The 19,187-nt window shown below is 68.0% G+C and carries 23 protein-coding genes; 7 read left to right on the top strand and 16 right to left on the bottom strand.

All coding sequences use genetic code 11. The annotated features are described in order from the left end of the window. The 5 genes from ACCO44_RS10080 to infC form a co-directional block, all read right to left on the bottom strand. A complete protein-coding gene (locus ACCO44_RS10080) occupies window positions 1-672 on the bottom strand; it encodes a response regulator transcription factor (protein WP_105710843.1) in 672 nt (223 codons plus the stop codon). A 35-nt stretch (window positions 673-707) separates the two neighbouring features. After that, window positions 708-1,520 carry an RNA methyltransferase gene (locus ACCO44_RS10075; RefSeq protein ID WP_262002626.1) on the bottom strand — a complete coding sequence of 271 codons (813 nt, stop codon included), beginning with the start codon at window positions 1,518-1,520 and terminating at the stop codon, window positions 708-710. 84 nt (window positions 1,521-1,604) lie between these two features. Then, on the bottom strand, window positions 1,605-1,991 hold the full coding sequence (gene rplT / locus ACCO44_RS10070) for a 50S ribosomal protein L20 (RefSeq protein ID WP_029262486.1): 387 nt from the start codon (window positions 1,989-1,991) through the stop codon (window positions 1,605-1,607). A gap of 35 nt (window positions 1,992-2,026) precedes the next feature. Next, window positions 2,027-2,221: a 50S ribosomal protein L35 gene (rpmI, locus tag ACCO44_RS10065; protein ID WP_017828564.1), complete on the bottom strand. Its 195-nt coding sequence runs from the start codon at window positions 2,219-2,221 to the stop codon at window positions 2,027-2,029. A 71-nt stretch (window positions 2,222-2,292) separates the two neighbouring features. After that, complete coding sequence (gene infC, locus ACCO44_RS10060; RefSeq protein WP_372469396.1) at window positions 2,293-2,943, bottom strand: translation initiation factor IF-3; 651 nt, start codon at window positions 2,941-2,943, stop codon at window positions 2,293-2,295. 231 nt (window positions 2,944-3,174) lie between these two features. Between infC and ACCO44_RS10055 the strand changes: the two genes are divergently transcribed. Further along, a complete protein-coding gene (locus ACCO44_RS10055; protein WP_029262488.1) occupies window positions 3,175-3,573 on the top strand; it encodes a DUF1844 domain-containing protein in 399 nt (132 codons plus the stop codon). A gap of 1 nt (window position 3,574) precedes the next feature. Here ACCO44_RS10055 and ACCO44_RS10050 read toward each other — a convergent pair whose 3' ends face one another. The 7 genes from ACCO44_RS10050 to ACCO44_RS10020 form a co-directional block, all read right to left on the bottom strand. Continuing rightward, window positions 3,575-3,988 (bottom strand): hypothetical protein, encoded by a 414-nt coding sequence (locus ACCO44_RS10050; RefSeq protein WP_372466464.1) that lies wholly within the window; start codon window positions 3,986-3,988, stop codon window positions 3,575-3,577. Between the two features lie 23 nt (window positions 3,989-4,011). Further along, the gene (locus tag ACCO44_RS10045; RefSeq protein WP_029262490.1) at window positions 4,012-4,809 is read right to left on the bottom strand and encodes an SseB family protein; all 798 of its coding nucleotides are present in this window, start codon (window positions 4,807-4,809) and stop codon (window positions 4,012-4,014) included. Beyond that, complete coding sequence (gene priA / locus ACCO44_RS10040) at window positions 4,793-5,539, bottom strand: bifunctional 1-(5-phosphoribosyl)-5-((5-phosphoribosylamino)methylideneamino)imidazole-4-carboxamide isomerase/phosphoribosylanthranilate isomerase PriA (protein ID WP_029262491.1); 747 nt, start codon at window positions 5,537-5,539, stop codon at window positions 4,793-4,795. The genes ACCO44_RS10045 and priA overlap by 17 nt, the downstream gene beginning before the upstream one ends. A gap of 103 nt (window positions 5,540-5,642) precedes the next feature. Next, window positions 5,643-6,278, bottom strand: a complete 636-nt coding sequence (hisH, locus tag ACCO44_RS10035) for an imidazole glycerol phosphate synthase subunit HisH (protein WP_262002624.1) — start codon at window positions 6,276-6,278, stop codon at window positions 5,643-5,645. After that, the gene (gene hisB, locus ACCO44_RS10030; protein WP_029262493.1) at window positions 6,275-6,892 is read right to left on the bottom strand and encodes an imidazoleglycerol-phosphate dehydratase HisB; all 618 of its coding nucleotides are present in this window, start codon (window positions 6,890-6,892) and stop codon (window positions 6,275-6,277) included. Before hisB ends, hisH begins: the two co-directional genes overlap by 4 nt. After that, window positions 6,889-7,974: a histidinol-phosphate transaminase gene (locus ACCO44_RS10025; protein ID WP_036303599.1), complete on the bottom strand. Its 1,086-nt coding sequence runs from the start codon at window positions 7,972-7,974 to the stop codon at window positions 6,889-6,891. Before ACCO44_RS10025 ends, hisB begins: the two co-directional genes overlap by 4 nt. Before the next feature lie 66 nt (window positions 7,975-8,040). After that, window positions 8,041-8,409, bottom strand: coding sequence for a LysM peptidoglycan-binding domain-containing protein (locus ACCO44_RS10020; RefSeq protein ID WP_029262495.1), 369 nt, complete (start codon window positions 8,407-8,409; stop codon window positions 8,041-8,043). A gap of 290 nt (window positions 8,410-8,699) precedes the next feature. Here ACCO44_RS10020 and lexA point away from each other — a divergent pair, with 290 nt between their 5' ends. Further along, entirely contained in the window at window positions 8,700-9,386 is a 687-nt protein-coding gene (gene lexA, locus ACCO44_RS10015) for a transcriptional repressor LexA (RefSeq protein WP_029262496.1), read from the top strand. Between the two features lie 22 nt (window positions 9,387-9,408). Continuing rightward, entirely contained in the window at window positions 9,409-11,274 is a 1,866-nt protein-coding gene (locus ACCO44_RS10010; protein ID WP_372466463.1) for a prolyl oligopeptidase family serine peptidase, read from the top strand. A 10-nt stretch (window positions 11,275-11,284) separates the two neighbouring features. Here ACCO44_RS10010 and smpB read toward each other — a convergent pair whose 3' ends face one another. From smpB to ftsE, 3 genes are all read right to left on the bottom strand, one after another. Continuing rightward, window positions 11,285-11,761 carry an SsrA-binding protein SmpB gene (gene smpB / locus ACCO44_RS10005; protein ID WP_021199784.1) on the bottom strand — a complete coding sequence of 159 codons (477 nt, stop codon included), beginning with the start codon at window positions 11,759-11,761 and terminating at the stop codon, window positions 11,285-11,287. Window positions 11,762-11,824: 63 nt separating this feature from the next. Further along, the gene (gene ftsX / locus ACCO44_RS10000; protein WP_029262498.1) at window positions 11,825-12,739 is read right to left on the bottom strand and encodes a permease-like cell division protein FtsX; all 915 of its coding nucleotides are present in this window, start codon (window positions 12,737-12,739) and stop codon (window positions 11,825-11,827) included. Next, window positions 12,736-13,878 carry a cell division ATP-binding protein FtsE gene (gene ftsE / locus ACCO44_RS09995; RefSeq protein ID WP_372466462.1) on the bottom strand — a complete coding sequence of 381 codons (1,143 nt, stop codon included), beginning with the start codon at window positions 13,876-13,878 and terminating at the stop codon, window positions 12,736-12,738. Before ftsE ends, ftsX begins: the two co-directional genes overlap by 4 nt. Before the next feature lie 184 nt (window positions 13,879-14,062). Here ftsE and ACCO44_RS09990 point away from each other — a divergent pair, with 184 nt between their 5' ends. Both ACCO44_RS09990 and ACCO44_RS09985 read left to right on the top strand, forming a co-directional pair. Beyond that, window positions 14,063-15,115, top strand: coding sequence for a DUF2510 domain-containing protein (locus ACCO44_RS09990; RefSeq protein WP_372466461.1), 1,053 nt, complete (start codon window positions 14,063-14,065; stop codon window positions 15,113-15,115). A 25-nt stretch (window positions 15,116-15,140) separates the two neighbouring features. After that, window positions 15,141-16,097, top strand: coding sequence for a DUF2510 domain-containing protein (locus tag ACCO44_RS09985; RefSeq protein WP_372466460.1), 957 nt, complete (start codon window positions 15,141-15,143; stop codon window positions 16,095-16,097). Between the two features lie 50 nt (window positions 16,098-16,147). Here the strand turns inward: ACCO44_RS09985 and prfB are convergent, their stop codons facing one another. Beyond that, window positions 16,148-17,257, bottom strand: coding sequence for a peptide chain release factor 2 (gene prfB, locus ACCO44_RS09980; protein ID WP_029262501.1), 1,110 nt, complete (start codon window positions 17,255-17,257; stop codon window positions 16,148-16,150). A gap of 118 nt (window positions 17,258-17,375) precedes the next feature. On the opposite strand from prfB, the gene ACCO44_RS09975 reads away from it, so the two are divergent. Both ACCO44_RS09975 and ACCO44_RS09970 read left to right on the top strand, forming a co-directional pair. Next, window positions 17,376-18,629 carry an MFS transporter gene (locus ACCO44_RS09975; RefSeq protein ID WP_105710853.1) on the top strand — a complete coding sequence of 418 codons (1,254 nt, stop codon included), beginning with the start codon at window positions 17,376-17,378 and terminating at the stop codon, window positions 18,627-18,629. Next, the gene (locus ACCO44_RS09970; RefSeq protein ID WP_372466459.1) at window positions 18,626-19,186 is read left to right on the top strand and encodes an NUDIX hydrolase; all 561 of its coding nucleotides are present in this window, start codon (window positions 18,626-18,628) and stop codon (window positions 19,184-19,186) included. The genes ACCO44_RS09975 and ACCO44_RS09970 overlap by 4 nt, the downstream gene beginning before the upstream one ends. Window position 19,187 lies beyond the last annotated feature (1 nt).

The following is a 19,187-nucleotide window of genomic DNA, read 5'->3' as shown; positions in this document are numbered from 1 at the left end:
TCAGGACCCCACGAGACGGTAGCCGACGCCGCGCACGGTCTCGATCACACCGCGGGATCGGGTCTTCTTCCTGATCGCCCCGACGTGCACCTCGAGGGAATGCCCGAAGCCCCGCCAGTCCGTGTTCCACACCTCACGGATGAGACGCTCCTTCGGAACCGCCACACCCGGATAGCGTGCGAGCACCGCGATGATGTCGAACTCCTTGCGGGTGAGCTCGATCGGCGCACCGTCGACCAGGACCTGCCGCCCGACGAGGTCGATCTCCAGCGAGCCCCCGAGGAGCAGCACCCGCGCGTCGGAATCCGGGCGCATCGGCCGCGAACGCCGGGTCACGGCCTCGATCCTGGCCAGAAGCTCATGCACGTCATAGGGCTTCACCACGAAGTCATCGGCGCCGGCACGCAGTCCCTTGATGCGCTCGGCGACCTGGTTGCGCGCGGTCACGATCATGATCGGAACCTCGGAGCGTCCGCGGATGCGGCGGCACAGGTCGACGCCGTCCATGTCGGGGAGTCCCAGATCGAGGAGCACGACCTCGGTGTCAGCGCCGAGGAGAGCCAGCGCCGACGCCCCATCGGAGGCGCGCACGGTCGCGTAGCCCGACCGCGCGAGGAATGCTTCGAGCGCCCCAGCGACACGGTCGTCGTCTTCGACGATCAGAATCCTCATCGACCCTGTGACCCGCTTCCTTCGTCGGCCGGACGTCAGCCGACAGAGGTCGCCCGCTGTGCGAAGGCGCTCTCGTACAGGCAGACGCTCGCAGCGGTCGCCAGATTGAGGGATTCGGCCTTGCCGAAGATCGGCAGCCGCAGCACCTGGTCGGCCAAGGCGAGGGCATCGTCTTCCAGACCCCGCGCCTCGTTTCCGAACAGCCATCCGGTCGGCTCGGCGAGCACTCCGTCCGCGCGGGCTTCCAGCAGATCGGCGCCCTTCACGTCGGCGGCGAGGATGCGCAGACCCGCGGCGTGCGCGCGCTTCACGACGTCGGCGAGGTCTCCCCCGACCGAGACCGGGAGGTGGAACAGCGACCCGGTCGTGGCGCGCACGACCTTCGGGTTGTACGGATCGACGGTCCGGCCGGTCAGCACGACGGCATCCGCGCCCGCCGCATCGGCCGCGCGGATGATCGTGCCCAGGTTCCCGGGGTCGCGCACCTCTTCGCAGATCGCCACGAGACGAGGCGAGGCATCGAAGATGTCACGCACCGAGGTCGGTGTCTGCTGGACGACGGCGACCAATCCCTGCGGAGTGACCGTGTCGGCCATCGCGTTCAATACGTACTCGGTGACGTACTCGACGTCGATGTCGGCGTCGGCGGCCTTGGCACGGATGTCCGGGTGCTTCTCCCACCCGCTCGGCGTCGCGAACAGCTCGACGATCGCCTCCGGGCGATACGTGAGTGCTTCACGCACCGACTGCGGACCTTCCAGAAGGAACAGGCCCGTCTCGGTTCGCGCGCTGCGCTTGGTCAGCTTCGCGACAGCACGGACTCGGGGCGAACGGGGGTTCTCCAGCACGTTCACAGTCTAGGGTCACCGCGGGTGCCGGATACGCGAAACGGGCGCCTCCCCGAAGGAAGACGCCCGTAGGAAGCGAGATGCTTACGCAGCCGACTTCGGTGCGTTGACGTCGGAGGGCAGAGCCTTCTTCGCCGTCTCGACCAGCGTCGTGAACGTGGCAGCGTCGTTGACCGCGAGGTCGGCGAGCATGCGACGGTCGACGGTGACACCCGCGAGGCCGAGGCCCTGGATGAAGCGGTTGTACGTGATGCCGTTCTGGCGAGCCGCAGCGTTGATGCGCTGGATCCAGAGGCGACGGAAGTCACCCTTGCGCTTGCGACGGTCACGGTACGAGTAGACCAGCGAGTGGATGACCTGCTCTTTGGCCTTGCGGTAGAGGCGCGAACGCTGACCGCGGTAACCCTTTGCGCGCTCGAGGATGACCCGGCGCTTCTTGTGGGCGTTTACTGCCCGCTTGACTCTTGCCATTTTCCTGTGTTCCTATTCGTGCGTTCGGGCGCGCGTCAGCGGCCGAGAAGCTTCTTCGCGACCTTGGTGTCAGCCTTCGAGAGCACCTGGTCCTGGTTCAGACGACGGGTGCGACGGCTCGACTTGTGCTCGAGGTTGTGGCGCATCCCGGCCTGCTGCTTCTTCAGCTTGCCGCTGCCGGTGATCTTGAAGCGCTTCTTAGCACCCGAGTGGGTCTTCTGCTTCGGCATCTTCTCTTCCTTCGTATGGCGCCTTCTCAGGCGACGGTGTCAACCCGCGGTGCGGGAGTTCTGGGGCGGATCTACTCCGCGGCAGCTTCTGCCGGTGCGTCGGCATCGCTCCTGGCGTCGCGGGATGCCTGCTTGTTCGCCGCGCGCTGTGCGTCGCGAACCGCGTTCTGCTCCTGCTTGGCCTCGGACTTGCTCTTCAGCGGAGCCACGATCATGACCATGTTGCGACCGTCGATGGTCGGGTTCGACTCGACTGTTCCGAGCTCGGCCACGTCTTCGGCGAACTTGCGCAGCAGACGCACACCCTGCTCGGGACGCGACTGCTCACGACCGCGGAACAGGATCATGGCCTTGACCTTGTCGCCGGCCTTGAGGAAGCCCTCGGCGCGCTTCAGCTTGGTCGTGTAGTCATGAGCCTCGATCTTCAGACGGAAGCGGACTTCCTTGAGGATCGTGTTCGCCTGGTTGCGGCGCGCTTCCTTTTCCTTCTGGGCGGCCTCGTACTTGAACTTGCCGTAGTCCATGATCTTGACGACGGGCGGCTTCGAGTTGGGGGCGACCTCGACGAGGTCGAGATCGGCTTCCTGCGCGAGGCGCAGCGCTGCCTCGATGCGGACGACGCCGATCTGCTCACCCGCGGGGCCGACGAGGCGGACCTCGGGGACGCGGATGCGCTCATTGGTACGGGGATCGCTGATGCGGAACTCCTTAGACGATGTGATTCGGCCACCGGGACGCTGTCTGCATCACGGGCGAAATCGGAATCGTCCCCACCCACCGGCATTCAGACGCCGGCTCCGCACCCTGCCTGCCGGGTCCGTCTTGCGAACGGAGCCGGTGGAGTGCAAGACCCGGTAGCCTTGAACGGCAAGCGCGGGTGGGAAGTGAATCCTCTTTCGATCCGGAGCATGACGCTCCGGAGCCCGCCAAAGTCTAACAGAAAGCAAGGCGAAGTGACGAACCAGGCACCGGACGAGGCTGCACGCGAGCGCGAAGAGCGCTGGGCACGTCAGGAGGAGGCTGCGTCGTCGGCCACTCGAGACATCGCCGACGTACCCGCGGTCGAGGTGATCACCACGGCGGCCGTGCACCTCATGAGCGCCGGCGCCGTCAAGCTCGGCCTCGCCGACGACCCCGACGCGGCGGCACAGCTCGACCTCGACGAGGCTCGCAAGCTCATCAACGCCCTCGCCGGGCTCATCACCGCCGGCGCCCCCGAGATCAGCGACATGCACGCACGCTCGCTCCGCGACGGGCTCCGCTCCCTGCAGCTCGCGTTCCGCGAGGCATCGACGATCCCCGACCCCATCGGCAAGGGTCCGGGCGAGAAGTGGACCGGGCCGGTCAACTAGTTCAGGATTCGAGGACGATCGGTTCCGCGGTCGAGGGGCCGCCGCACGGTTCATCCGAATGCGTCCACGAGATCGATTCCTCGGACTCGTGGATGAGCGTGTTCTGGGCGTCGAACAGGCGGATGTCGACGCCGTCGGGCGTCGACATATCGAACCCGAGCACCCACGTCCCGTCATCCTGAGGCGTCACGATGAACAGGTTGGTCGATGAGGTCGGCTCGGTACCCGGCGCCGGTGAGCACTCCCCCGCGACGCAGAACTGGACCGCCACCACCCCCGCTACGGCGCTGGTCTCGAGTGCGACGGCGTTCGTCCATCCGATCGCGGGGCAAGCCAGCGCGCAGCCCGAGCTGCCGGTAACGGCGCCCCCGAGGAGAGCAACGACGGCGATGGCGCGCAGGAGACCTCGGGACATGCCCCGATCGTAGCGAAGCGCGCTCAGACGCTGCGGCGGAGCTTCACCGTGAGCGAGTCCGCCAGGACGGCGATGCGGTCGTCCGACGCCCAGCGCTGAGCCAGACGCGAGAGCACGGCGTCGAGCACCTCGCGCTCCAGACCGTCGACGAGTTCCAGGACCACGATCAGCTCCGGGCCGCGCAGACGTGCGTCGGGGTCGCCGGACGCCACCGCCACGTCGATCACGGCCAGTTCGTGGGCCACACTCTCCTGGAGCGCGGTGTAGACCTCGGTGGAGAGGAAGCTCGGCTCCCAGGCATGCTCCTGGGCGATCGCCCAGACGGCCGGCCGCCGGATCACGAACTCCGTGTCGGCCGTCGGGTCGAGCACGATCAGGTCGGTGTCTTCGGCTGACGCCGCCAGCGCCGCCCGGAGCGCCTCCACGGGAATCGGGCGTGCCGTGGGATCCCACTTCTGCATCGCCTCGACGGAGGAGAAAACCGGCTGCACCCGCCGCCCGTCGGGAGCCGCGACCGTGACGATCGACAGCTCCTGCGTCTTGTCGACGGCGAGGCCGCTCGGCGCGACGCCTTCCTCACCCTTCTCGGCGATCAGAGGGATCAGCACGCGAGCCGAGCGGAAAGCGTCGACGACTTCCACCTGACTGCCTTCGCCGGCGCGGAAGCGCAGCAGTGCGGCCAGCAGCGCCGGGTCGGCCGAGCCGTCGTCCGCCGCGTGCGGATTCGACTCGAAGCTGCGTCCCTCCCAGGGGACACCGGCCGAGTCTCCGTGGTTGTGCGACTCGGGCCCGCAGGCGTGGCCGTCAGTCTCCTGCGACATCCAGTGCCTCAGCCAGCGTGAACGCACCGGCGTACAGGGCCTTGCCGACGATCGCACCCTCGACGCCCAGCGGCACGAGTTCACGGAGCGCGGCGATGTCGTCGAGGTTGGAGATCCCCCCGGATGCGACGACCGGCTTCGGTGTGCGCGAGGTCACCTCGCGAAGGAGCTCGAGGTTCGGGCCGCGAAGCGTGCCGTCCTTCGTCACGTCCGTGACGACGTAGCGGCTGCATCCGGCGTCTTCCAGGCGCTCGAGGACCTCCCAGAGGTCGCCGCCCTCCTTGGTCCAACCACGTGCGGCGAGCGTGGTACCGCGCACGTCGAGGCCGACCGCGATCGCTTCGCCGTAACGACCGATCACATCGGCGGCCCACTCGGGGTTCTCCAGTGCGGCCGTGCCGAGGTTGATCCGAGTGGCGCCGCTCTCGAGCGCCGCCTCGAGGGTCGCGTCGTCGCGGATGCCGCCCGAGAGCTCGATGCTGACGCCCTTGAACTGCTTGATGACCTTGCGCAGGATCGGCGCGTTGCTCCCGCGGCCGAAAGCGGCGTCGAGGTCGACGAGGTGGATCCACTTCGCGCCCTGTGCGGCCCACTCCCCTGCCGCGTCGAGCGGGTCGCCGTAGCTCGTCTCGGTTCCGGCCTCGCCCTGGGTGAGGCGGACGGCCTTGCCACCGGCGACATCGACCGCGGGAAGGAGCGTGAGCGAGGGAGACTGCGCGAAGTCGTTCATGGGGTCCTTGGCTAGGGAAGGTCTGCAGCCCGGAGCGGGCACGAGAACCGAGGGTAGTCCGCCGGAGAGCGGGTGACAAAACGGATGACGTCCACGATGGGTGTCAGAGACTCCCGACCCAGTTGCGCAGGAGCTGGATGCCCGCCTCGCCCGACTTCTCGGGGTGGAACTGGGTTGCCGAGAGCGGACCGTTCTCGACGGCGGCGAGGAAGGGGTCGCCGTAGGTCGTCCAGGTCAGCACGGGCTCGGGGAACGGCGGGATGACGTCGAGCTCCCAGGACTGGGCGGCGTAGGAGTGCACGAAGTAGAAACGCTCATGTTCCAGGCCCCGGAAGAGCACGCTGTCTGCGCCGGGCTCGACGGTGTTCCAGCCCATGTGCGGCAGCACGGGTGCGTTGAGTTCGGTGACCGCTCCGGGCCACTCGCCGAGGCCCGCGGTGTCGTGCCCGCGCTCGACCCCGTGCTCGAAGAGCACCTGCATGCCGACGCAGATCCCGAGCACCGGTCGTCCGCCGGCCAGACGCCGGTCGATGATCTCGTCGCCGCCGTGTGCGTGGAGCGCGTCACGGACCGCCTGGAACGCGCCGACGCCCGGAACCAGGAGACCGTCGGCCTCCAGGGCGGCCTTGCGGTCGCGCGTCAGCACGGCATCTGCGCCGGCAGCGGCCAGCGCCTTGACAGCCGAGTGGACGTTGCCCGACTCGTAGTCGAAGACGGCGACGCGGGGACTCGCGCTCACAGTGCACCCTTGGTGGACGGGATCCCGTCGACCAGCGGATCGAGTGCTTTTGCCTGGCGGAACGCGCGGGCGAAAGCCTTGTACTCCGCCTCGGCGATGTGGTGCGGGTCGCGGCCGCCCAGCACACGCACGTGGACGGTCAGCGCGGCGTTGAAGGTGATCGCCTCGAAAGAGTGACGCACCAACGAGCCGGTGAAGTGCCCACCGATGAGGTGGTGCTCGAATCCGGCGGGCTCGCCGGTGTGCACGAGGTACGGACGACCCGAGATGTCGACGACCGCCTGCGCGAGCGCCTCATCGAGCGGCACGAGCGCATCGCCGTAGCGGGAGATGCCGGACTTGTCGCCCAGCGCCTCGAGGATCGCCTGTCCGAGCACGATCGACACGTCTTCGACGGTGTGGTGCGCATCGATGTCCGTGTCGCCCGAAGCGCGCACGGTCAGGTCGGTCAGCGAGTGCTTCGCGAAAGCGGTGAGCATGTGGTCGAAGAACGGCACCGACGTGTCGATGCGGCTCGCCCCCGTGCCGTCGAGGTTCAGCTCGAGTTCGACGGTGGACTCCGACGTGCTGCGCACGCGGCTCGCGGTGCGCGGGGTCGATGACGGGGTGCTCATGATGCCGATCCTATCGAGGCCAGAGCATCGAGGAACGCGGTGGTCTCGGCCTCGGTGCCCGCGCTGACCCTGAGGTGACCGGGGATGCCGACATCACGCACCAGCACGCCGCGGTCGAAGAGCTGCTGCCATGTCGCACGCGGATCGGCGATGCCGCCGAAGAGGACGAAGTTCGACCAGGATTCGTGGGGCGTATATCCGAGCGCCTCGAGGGTCGCGGTGATGCGGTCGCGCTGTTCGACGATCTCCTCGACCATGCCGAGCATCACGTCGGAGTTGCGCAGAGCGGCGACGGCCGCAGCCTGCGTGAGCGTGCTCAGGTGATAGGGCAGGCGCACCAGACGCAACGCATCGATGAACGTCGGATCTGCCGCCAGATACCCGACCCGCGCACCGGCGAAGGCGAAGGCCTTGCTCATCGTGCGGGAGACCGCCAGGCGCGGGCGCCCCTCGAGGAGTGTCAGCGCGGAAGGCGCGTCGTGCGGTGCGAACTCCTGGTAGGCCTCGTCGACGATCACGATGCCCCGCGCCGCCTCGTAGACGGCTTCGACGACGTCCAGGCCGAGCGGGGTGCCGGTGGGATTGTTCGGGGTGCACAGGATGATCACGTCGGGGTCCGCGGTGCGCACCTGCTCCGCTGCCTCCTCCGGTGTGATCGTGTAGTCGGGCTGCCTCGTCCCGGGGATCCACCGCGCGCCCGTGCCCTGCGCGATGAGCGGGTACATCGAGTAGGTCGGCGCGAAACCGAAAGCCGTGCGCCCGGGGCCGCCGAAGGCCTGCAGGATGTGCTGGAGCACCTCGTTCGAGCCGTTGCCCGCCCAGATCTGCTCCGGGGTGAGGCCGTGACCCAGATACTCTGCGAACGACTCGCGAAGAGTGGTGAACTCCCGGTCGGGATAACGGTTCACATCACGGATCGCGAGCGCGATGTCGTCGAGGATGTCGCTCGCCACCGCGTCCGGAATGGGATGCGTGTTCTCGTTCACGTTGAGGGCGATCGGGAGCGGTGCCTGAGGAGCGCCGTACGGAGTCAGTCCGCGAAGATCGTCGCGTAGCGGGAGATCGTTGAGGGAGAGGGTCACCCTTCCCATGTTAAGCGGCGCCCCGAGTCGATGACGCAAAGTTGCCGCAGCTCGGGCGCGACGGGATCAGTCCACGTACTGGGCCGGGATGGCGAGCGTCTGGCCGATCTGGAGCTCACCGCCACGCAGCAGGTTCATGCGGCTGATCTCACCGATGACGTCGCGCGGGTCGGCGCCGGGGGCGACACCGGTGGCGATCGACCAGAGAGTGTCACCGGGCATGACGGTCACGGTCTCGACACTGACGGCTGCCGTGTCTGCGCCCGAGGCGATCGCACTGCCACCGCTGAGTGCGGCGAAGGCGATGCCGATCGCGAGCGGCACGGAGGCGAACCCCAGCAGCACGGCGCGACCGCGCGTGGTCAGCCGGAGTCGCGTCGTAGGACGGGTCGACGCCGGAATGACTGCCGCGGTGCTGAAGCCGATGCTGCTCATGTGGTGCTCCTTAGCCTGTCCCGGAGCGGTGAAGCTGCCGGGGAAGTTGGCGTAGCGTTCGCATTCGCGTCTCGGCCGGGAGCCGTGAATGCGAAGCTACGTACCGAAGATATCTTCGAGTTCGAACATCTGTCAAGTTGTCTTCGAAACCGGATGCACGATTCTGCCGACACGCTCGAACAGATCTTCCAGATCGGGCCGTTTCTCGGATACGGTTTCGATGAGAACACCACACCACGGGCCTCCGACATTCGAAGAGCGACGTCGGAACACCGGACTTAAGGAGCACCATGAGCGAGAACTCGGCCCCCGAGTCGGAGGCACCGCGGACGCGACGCCGCAAGAGCCTGAGCCCCAAGCAGATGGCGATCCTCGAGGTCATCCAGAACTCCATCGCTCATCACGGCTACCCGCCGAGCATGCGGGAGATCGGAGACGCCGTCGGCCTGAAGTCCCTGTCGAGCGTGACCCACCAACTCGGTCAACTCGAACTGAGCGGCTACTTGCGACGCGACCCCGGCAAGACACGTGCCATGGAGGTCCTGATCGATCTCCCCGGCGCCAGCGGCGAGAACCCCGCCGACGTGGCGACTCCGGTCGGCGACGCGGCGCTCGTGCCCCTGGTCGGTCGCATCGCCGCCGGCGTGCCGATCACCGCCGATCAGCAGGTGGAGGAGATCTTCCCTCTCCCCCGTCAACTGGTGGGCAAAGGAGACCTCTTCATGCTCAAGGTCTCGGGCGAGTCGATGATCGACGCCGCGATCTGCGACGGCGACTGGGTCGTCGTGCGCTCGCAGAACAATGCGGAGAACGGCGAGATCGTGGCCGCGATGCTCGACGGCGAGGCCACGGTCAAGGTGCTGCGCCGTCGCGACGGCCACACCTGGCTCCTCCCCCGAAACTCCTCCTTCGAACCCATCCTCGGCGACGAGTCCGTGGTGCTCGGTAAGGTCGTGGCGGTGCTGCGCGCCGTCTGAGTTCAGACCATAGGCTCGGAGCATGTCGTCGCCTCACGGTTCCTGGCCCTCTCCGTTCTCCGCAGCCTCCGTCGCGGCATCCTCCCCGCGCATCGACGGGGCGCGCTTCGTCGGCTCCGAGATCTGGTGGGGAGAATCCGTGCCCGCCGAGAAGGGGCGGGTCACGGTGCGAAGCTCCTCGGGAGCCGAGATGCTCCCGGCGCCCTGGAGTGCTCGCTCCCGTGTACACGAGTACGGCGGCGGGGCATGGACCGCCGATTCCACGGGCATCCTGTACTTCGTCGATGCCGGCGATCAGCGCGTCCATCGACTGGTCGCCGGTGCCGAGCCCGTCCCGCTGACACCGGCGGGGCCATCGCACGGAGGCCTCCGCGTGCAAGACGGCCGTCTGCTCGCCGTGCGCGAAGATCTGTCGGCCGCGCCGCATACCCGCGCGATCGTCGAGATCCCGATCGACGGCTCCGCCGCGGAGGACGCGTCCGGAATTCGAGTCATCGTCGAGGGCGACGGCTTCTTCGCTCACCCCGCACTCTCGCCCGACGGCGGCCGCGTCGCCTGGATCACCTGGAACCGCGGACGGATGCCCTGGGAGGCCTCGCAGCTGCGGATCGCGCAGAGCGACGGCAGCGACGTGCACGAGATCCCCACTCGAGCGGCGTTGCAGCCCGAGTGGCTCAGCGAGACGGAGCTGATGTTCGCCGATGATCCGGACGACCGCTGGGGCCTGCATCGCATCGAACTCGACGGAGTCTCGCCGGTCGGCGCACCGCGCGCGCTCAGCCCGACCGATGCCGACACCGGCTACGGGCTGTGGGTGCTCGGCAACCGCTGGTATCGCCCCCTCGCCGACGGACGGATCGTCGCCGTCCGCACGAACGGGCGCGACGAAGTCGTCCTGATCTCACCGGACGGTGCCGCACGCCCGATCGATATCCCGGCCGACGGCCATGTGAGCATCGACGATGTGGACGGGTCGCGCGTGCTGCTCTCCGGCAGTGGCTCCGGCGTGACCGCCGGCCTGTGGTGCATCGATGTGGACTCCGGCGCGACCGTCGCCGTGCGCGGAGGTGAGCCCGTCGATGCCGAATGGATGCCGCGCGCTGTGCCGATCGAGGTCGACGGAAGGCACGGAGTCGTGCACGCCTTCGCCTACCCCCCGGCGAACCCCGACGCGACAGCCCCCGCCGACGAGCTCCCCCCGTACGTGGTGCTGGTGCACGGCGGACCGACCGCGCACGTCACCGGCGCGGCTTCCGCCGCCAACGCGTTCTACACGAGCAGGGGAATCGGCGTGCTCGACGTCAACTACGGCGGCTCCACCGGCTACGGACGCGCCTACCGCGAACGCCTGGACCGCCGATGGGGCGTCGTGGACGTCGACGACGTGATCGCCGCCGCACAGGGCCTCGCGGATGCCGGCCTCGCCGACCCGTCCCGCATCGCCATCCGCGGTGGATCCGCAGGCGGCTGGACGGTGCTCTCCGCGCTCGTGCGCGGCGGGGCCTTCGCCGCGGGGATCAGCCGCTACGGCGTGGCCGATCTGCGGATGCTGGTCGCCGAGACGCACGACTTCGAGGCGTCGTACATCGACGGTCTCGTGGGGCCTCTCCCCGAGTACGAGCACATCTACGTCGAACGATCACCACTCACCCACGCGGATCGCATCGGAGTCCCCGTGCTGCTGCTGCAGGGCGGAGAAGATCGAGTGGTCCCGCCCTCGCAGTCCGAGGCGATCAGAGACGCGCTGGCCGCCCGAGGCGTCAACCACGAGTATGTCCTCTACCCCGCTGAGGGGCACGGGTTCCGCAGTGCCGACACGATCATCGACGCGCTCGAGCGTGAACTGATCTTCCTCGGCCGCGTGTTCGGCTTCGAGCCGACGCTGTGACGACCGGTCGCTACTCGCCCACGCGATTGCGCAGGCGCATGGCACGATCCGCCTCGCGGGTGTCCTGACGTTCGCGCAGGGTCTGCCGCTTGTCGTACTCGCGCTTTCCCTTGGCGAGGGCGATCTCGACCTTCGCCCGCCCATCGGAGAAGTACAGTTTCAGCGGGATCAGGGTGTATCCACCCGCCGAGACGGCATGCGCGATCTTGGCGATCTCCTCGCGATGCAGCAGCAGCTTGCGGATCCGCTTCGCCGAGTGATTGGTCCAATGCCCCTGGGAGTACTCCGGGATGTGCACCGAATCGAGGAAGACCTCGTTGCCCTTCACGAACGCGTAACCGTCGCTGAGGTTGGCGCGCCCCTGACGCAGTGACTTGACCTCGGTGCCGGTGAGCACCATCCCCGCCTCGTACGACTTCTCGATCGTGTAGTCGTGACGTGCGCGACGATTGGTCGCGACGACCTTCTCTCCGCGTTCCCTGGGCATGATGCTCTCCTGTTGCCGTGATGAGCTCGATCGATCGTTCCGACCGAGCAGCCTTTCAGGATATCAGGTACGGAGCCAACGCCTGATCGCGAAGCCGGCGGACAACGCGGCCAGGACGACGCCGATGCCGATCAGCACCGGCACGACGAGCATCGCGTCCTGCATCGTCACCCAGGTCGTGATGAACGGGACGCGGCCTCGCAGGTAGCCGTTCACCCCGAAATGCATGCCGGCGACGACCGCGGCACTGGCCAGAGCCGAGCCGAGGAACGCCGCGAACACGCCTTCGAGCACGAACGGTGTCTGGATGAACCGGTTCGAAGCGCCGACCAGGCGCATGATGCCGATCTCCTTGCGACGCGCATACGCCGACAACCGGATCGTCGTCCCGATCAGCAGGGTCGCCGCTATCAGCATGAGCACCGCTATGCCGACGGCGATATACGTCGCGACGGTCAAAGCGGAGAACAGCGGTTCGAGGTATTGGAGCTGATCCTTGACCTGCTCCACTCCGGCCTGGCCGCTGAATGCCTCGGCGAGCACCTGCGACTGCCCCGGGTCTTTCATCGTCACGAAGAAGACCTCGAATGCCTGGTCGGGCGTGAGCACACTCGCCTGGTCCTCGCCGAGCTGCTCGACGAGCTTGGCGTACGTGTCCTCTTTGGTATCGAAGGTCAGCGAGCTGATGAGCGGTGCCAGCGCGTCGCCTTCGAGCTGCGCCCGGACCGCGGCCACCTGCTCCTCGCTCGCGGCTCCGTCGATGCAGGTGTCGGATTCCGAGACCGCGGAGCACATGTACACGGCGACCTGGGCACGCTCGGCCCAGTAACCCCGCATGACGCCGATCTGCGACTGCATCAGGATCGCCGCGCCGACGAAGGTGAGCGAGACGAAGGTGACGAGGATCACCGAGATGACCATCGAGATGTTCCGTCGGAGACCGCCCAGGGCCTCGGTCAGGATGAGTCCGATTCTCATGAGGTCGGGCCCACTTCCTCGTCGTCTTCGTCGGAGAGCCCGAGGCGATCTGCGACTCCGAGCTCGGCGACATCGACGGTGGGCAGGGTGATCGGGTGCGTGCGCGGTCGGACGACCGCCGGCGGCTCCGTCACGGTCGGCGGCTCGACGACGGCCGGTGGTTCCACGACGGTCGGCGGCTCCACGACAGCGGCGATGGCGCCGGTCGCCGGGACGGCGCTCGACTCCGGTGGCTCGACCGTGCGCGGGGGTTCGGCCTTCTGCGGAGCACCTGCCGGAGCATCCGAGGCGCGCTCGTCTGCGGCGGCCTTCCGCTGGGAGCTGAGCTCCTCGGCCAAGGCAGCGCGGACCGAGGAGAGGTCCGCCGTCTGACGCTGGACCTCCTGCACCGCCGTCAACGCCGCTGCGGCGGCAGCACCGCGCACCTTCTCCGGCACGAGGCGCGGGATGTTGGAGGTGTCGCCGTATCCGCCGTGAACCTCGTCACGCACCATCTCGCCGTCGCGCAGCTCGATCACCCGGCGCTGCATCTGGTCGACGAAGCCGGCCTCGTGCGTAGCCATCAGCACGGTCGTGCCGCCGGCGTTGATGCGAGCGAGAAGCTGCATGATGTCGACGGAGGTCGCAGGGTCGAGGTTGCCTGTGGGCTCGTCGGCGAGCAGCACCTGCGGACGATTGACGAGGGCACGAGCGATCGCGACGCGCTGCTGCTCGCCGCCGGACAGCTCATGCGGCATGCGCTTCTGCTTGCCGTCGAGTCCCACGAGCGCGAGTGCCTCGGGCACTGCCTGCTGGATGAATCCGCGCGAAGAGCCGGTCACCTGCAGGGTGAAGGCGACGTTCTGGTAGACCGTCTTCGACGGCAGGAGGCGGAAGTCCTGGAACACCGAACCGATGTGGCGCCGGAAGTAGGGCACCTTGCGGTTGGCGAGCGAGCGGAGATCCCGACCGAGCACGGCGACGCGGCCTGCCGTCGGTACGTCTTCGCGCAGGATCAGACGAAGACAGGAGGACTTGCCGGAGCCCGAGGCGCCGACGAGGAAGACGAACTCCCCGCGTTGCACTTCGAAGTCGACACCGGAGAGGGCGGGCTTCGACGTCCCGCGGTAGCGTTTCGTGACGTTCTCGAACCGAATCATGACGGTTCGAGCCTAAGCGCGCCCCTCCTGCTGACCGCGAGCGACACCCCGCACCGGCGCGTCCGCATCCGGAGAGCATGGGGATTGCTCCCCATCAGGAACTCCCTGCGAAGTCACCGGCCACTGCTATACATAAGGGTGCGGTCGCACCATGGAGCGGCCGAATCGTCTTCGAGGGGGACCCATGAGCACGACACCTGCAGGTTGGTACGACGACGGCAGCGGACGCCAGCGGTGGTGGGACGGTGAGCAGTGGACGGAGCACTTCGCTCCGGACGCGACCGCCGCAGCCGATGCGGAGTCGGCACCGGTGGCACCGGATGCCGCCGAGGCGTCGACCGGAATCGAGACACCGGCGACCGACGCTCCCGCCGTCGACGAGGAGCCCTCTTATGACGCACCGGAGGCACCGTCCACCGATGACACCGTGATCCGCACCTCCGCCGAGGCGCCGACCGCCGCGACCACACCGCTCGGCGACGACGTGGCCGCCTACGCGGCCCCGGCAGCGCCGGACTACTCCCCCACGGCCACGCCGGAACAGCCCGTGTCGAGCTACCCGGGCGCGGCTCCGGCATACCCCGGCGCGGGCGCAGCCTCCGGCTATCCCGCAGCTGCCCCGTACGTGCAGACCGAGCCGGAAGCTCCGAAGAAGCCGTCGGTGCTCGGACTCGTCGGACTCGGGCTGTCGGCCGTCGGCACGATCCTGGCGTTCATCCCGCTGATCGGCTTCATCGGCTTCATCCTCCTCGGCGCGGGCTTCATCGTCTCCCTCATCTCGCTCTTCCTGAAGGGGAAGAAGTGGCCGGGGATCGCCGGCCTGATCCTCTCCGTGGTCGGCGGCATCATCAGCGCCGTGATGTTCTTCGTCTTCTTCTTCGCTATCGCCCAGAACGCGAGTGAAGAGATGAACAACCTGCCCAGCTCCTCGCCGTCGATCGAAGCCACCGAGCCGGGCGAGACCGACGGGACGGACGGCGCCGACGACGGCACGCGTCCCACCTCGGCCGAGGTGGCGGTCGGACTGACCGCGATCCTGGCCGCCGAAGGCACGGAGGGCTACACCGAGCCGCAGATCACGTGCCTCTCGGACCTTCTCGTCGAGTCCGAGCTCGACAACTCGACGCTGCGCGCGATCGCGGAGAGCGACGGCACGCTGACGGATGTCGACGCCGCGTACGGTTTCGCCGAGGTACTGGGCGACACCGAAGCCATCACCGCGTGCTTCGTCCCCTGAGCCGTCGGACGAGCGGAACCATCTGATGACGACGCCTGCCGGCTGGTATGACGACGGCTCCGGCAGCCTGCGGTGGTGGGACGGCACGCAGTGGACCGCGCACGTGCGGACCTCCGACGATGCGCCGGTGGCCCCGGAACGACCGTCGGCCGAGCCGGTTGCCTCCGCCGTGCCGTCGCCCGCCGCAGCGCCGTTCACCCCGCCCTACACGCTGCCCTCGTCGGGGGTGTCGACCGAGCGGGTGATCGCGCCCGACCTCGTCGGAGCACCCGGCGGAGCGTGGGGTGCGCCGGCACCGCAGCCACCCGCGCCCGGAGTGTCGGTGCTCGGAATCATCGGTCTCGCCGTGGTGGTCGTCGGCGTCGTGTGCGCCTGCATCCCGGTGATCTCGATCGTCGGCTGGGCGCTTCTCGGCGTCGGATTCGTGCTGTCGCTCGTGTCCCTGTTCCTCCGCGGCCGCAAGTGGCCGGGGATCACGGGGCTGGTGGTGTCGGCGATCGGAGCGCTCCTGGCGTTCGCCGTGTCGCTGCTGCTGCTCGCGACCGTCTCGGCCCCGGCCGACGCCGCTGCGAGCGCCGAGGAGCGCACGGACCCCGCGTCGATCGAGGGTGCCGAGATGGTGCCCTTCGCCGAGCTCGAGGTCGGCGACTGCCTGCCGTTCGTCGACTACGAGGACACGGGTCAGATCTACGAGTTGCCCGTCGTCCCGTGCGAGCGGCCGCATACGGATGAGGTGTACTTCATCTTCGAGGTCGATGAGGAGGCGTTCCCCGGCGACGATGCTCTCGGCGAAGCGGCATGGGACGGCTGCGCCTCGCACTTCGACGCATACGTCGGCATCGCCTACGAAGACTCGGTGCTGGATTTCTACACCTATCAGCCGACGGAGACCTCCTGGGCCCGCGCGGACGATCGCACCGTCCAGTGCATCCTGTACAGCTATGAAGACGTGACCGGCACTCTCGAGGGTGCGAAATACTGACGAGTCACACGAAGAAGGCCCCGGAGTGATCCGGGGCCTTCTTCATGGATTCAGTCTTCGATCTTGCGCTTGCGCCAGCGGATGCCCGCGGAGATGAAGTCATCCAGGTCTCCGTCGAACACGGCAGCCGGGTTGCCCGACTCCTGGCCGGTGCGCAGATCCTTCACCAGCTGCTGGCCATAGAGGAAGTACGAGCGCATCTGGTCACCCCAGCTCGCGGTGATGTTGCCCGCGAGCTCCTTCTTCTTCGCTGCTTCCTGTTCCTTCTGCAACAGCAGCAGTCGGGTCTGCAGCACGCGCATGGCGGCGGCGCGGTTCTGAATCTGCGACTTCTCGTTCTGCATCGACACGACGATGCCGGTCGGAAGGTGCGTCAGGCGCACAGCGGAGTCGGTCGTGTTGACCGACTGACCGCCGGGGCCGGAGGACCGGAACACATCGACGCGGATGTCGTTCTCGGGGATGTCGACCTCGGTCGCCTCCTCCATCAGCGGGATGACCTCGACCGCGGCGAACGACGTCTGACGCTTGTCGGCTGATCCGAACGGGCTGATGCGGGCCAGACGGTGGGTGCCGGCCTCGACCGAGATGGTGCCGAACGCGTAGGGCGCGTCGATCTCGAACGTCGCCGACTTGATGCCGGCGCCCTCCGCGTAGGAGGTGTCCATGACCTTGACCGGGTACTTGTGGCGCTCGGCCCAGCGCAGGTACATGCGCATCAGCATCTCGGCGAAGTCGGTGGCGTCGTCGCCGCCCGCACCGGAGCGGATGGTGATGATGGCGCTGCGCTCGTCGTACTCGCCGTCGAGCAGAGTCTGCACCTCGAGCTGGTTGATCAGGTCGGTGAGCGAGGCGAGTTCGGTGCGAGCCTCCTGCGCGGACTCCTCATCCCCCATCTCGTTCGCGAGACCCACGAGCACCTCGAGGTCGTCGAGACGCTGCGCGATGCCGGTGATGCGGGCGAGCTCGGACTGACGGTGGCTGAGTGCGCTGGTGACCTTCTGCGCGTTCTCGGTGTCGTCCCAGAGGTCGGGGGCACCCGCCTCCTCGCTGAGACGCGCGATGTCGTCGCGGAGACGGGAGACATCGACGACCTCGCTGATGTCGCCGAAGGTGTGCCTGAGCGCCTGGATTTCGGCGGAGAGATCTAGTTCGAGCATGACACCTCAGCCTAACGTGCCGCCCGCACGCACGGGGACCTCGTCTTCGACGGCACATCGGCCGGAGTAGCGTGAAGACGTGAGCAGTGCATCGGCGGTCCTTCGACAGTTCGGGCCCATGGTGTACCTGCCGACGGTCCTGTTCGCGCTCGGCGAGGGCGCCGTGATCCCGCTCATCCCGGTGCTGGCGGCATCCATGGGCGCAGACGTGGCGTTCGCCGCGCTCGTGGCGTCGGCGTTGGTGATCGGCCAGCTGTGCGGCAACCTCCCTGCCGGATGGGCGGTGGGCAGGATCGGCGAGCGGTACACGATGGTAATCGCCGGCGTGATCGCGATCATCGCAGGGATCGGGATGGTGTTCGCGCCCTCGCTCGGTGTGCTCGCGGCGTCGGTGTTCCTGCTCGGCATCTGCGCGGCGGCCTTCGGCCTCGCCCGTCACGCGTTCATGACCACCCGCGTGCCGGTCGCCTTCCGTGCGCGCTCCCTCTCGCTGCTCGGCGGCAGCTTCCGCCTTGGAATCTTCATCGGGCCGTTCGTCGCCGCCGGGCTCCTGCAGCTCTTCGGCAGCGAGAGTGCGGCGATCTGGTTCTTCCTGGGCTGCCTCGTCGTGATGGTCGTGCTGGTCCTCTTCGGGCCCGACCCCGAGAAAGCGATCGCTCCCCTTCCGTCGACCACTCACGAGCGCTATCTGGAGGACTCCGGTGAGGCCGTGAGCGGATCCATCCCGACGATCGAACGGCTGGGGATCTTCCAGACCATGTGGCGACAGCGCGCGGTGCTCGGGCGCCTCGGACTGGCCGCCGCCTCACTCTCCGCCGTCCGATCCGCCCGACAGGTCGTGCTCCCTCTGTGGGGACTCTCGCTGGGACTGGATGCCTCGACGATCGCCCTCGTGGTCGGCGTCTCCGGCGCGATCGACTTCGCGCTGTTCTATGCGAGTGGCCAGGTGATGGACCGCTTCGGGCGGTTGTGGGCGGCGATGCCCGCGATGGTGCTGATGGGTGCTGGCTTCCTCGCCCTGTCGTTCACGCACGATGTCGACGCCGCGGTGCTGTGGTTCGGGATGTTCGCGGCGGTGCTGGGCGTCGGCAACGGCCTGTCCAGCGGCATCCTGCTGACTCTCGGCGCGGACGTGGCCCCGAAGCGCGAGCCGGCCGCCTTCCTGGGCTCCTGGCGGACGCTGACCGATGCCGGCGGTGCGCTCGCGCCGTTGCTGGTCTCGGCGATAACCGCCGTCGCCGCACTGCCGTTCGCCGCAGCCGCCATGGGTGTGATCGGTCTCGTCGGCGCGGCAGGGTTCGTGCGCTGGATACCGAGGTTCGTACCGCGGGAGCGACCGAACGACAACCCGACCGACGAGGGTGCGGAATGATCACGAATCTGACGGCCGATGCCCATCGTCTGGTCTCGACGTTCGTGCCCCGCTCCGAGCGTGACCGCCGCGCACACGCGGACTTCGCCTCGTTCTTCGGGGAGGCCCGGGGGCCGGTGCATCGCGGCTCAGGTCCGGATCATCTGACCGCCTCGTGCGTGGTCTTCGACGCCTCGCTGCAACACACGCTGCTCGTCTTCCACCGCAAGGGACAGTTCTGGGTGCAGCCGGGGGGTCACGTCGAGCGCGGCGACGACTCTGTCGTGAGCGCAGCACTGCGGGAGCTGCGTGAGGAGACCGGTATCGTGACGGACCCACCGGCCGCTCCCCTCGCGTACGACCTCGACCACCATGCGCTGTCCTCCCGCTTCGGTGCCTGCGTCTCGCACCTCGACATCGGGATCGCCGTCGTGGTCGATCGAGATGCAGTGCTCACCGTCAGCGACGAATCCGAGGATCTGCGCTGGTGGCCGGTCGACGCGCTGCCTACCGCGATACCACCACAGCTCGAGCCCCGGCTCGACGGTCTGCTCGCGCAGCTACGCGATCCCCGCTGAA

This window comes from Microbacterium maritypicum, assembly GCF_041529975.1.
In the GTDB taxonomy this organism is placed as follows: Bacteria; Actinomycetota; Actinomycetes; order Actinomycetales; family Microbacteriaceae; genus Microbacterium.
This window is presented reverse-complemented; position numbering and strand designations above follow the sequence as displayed.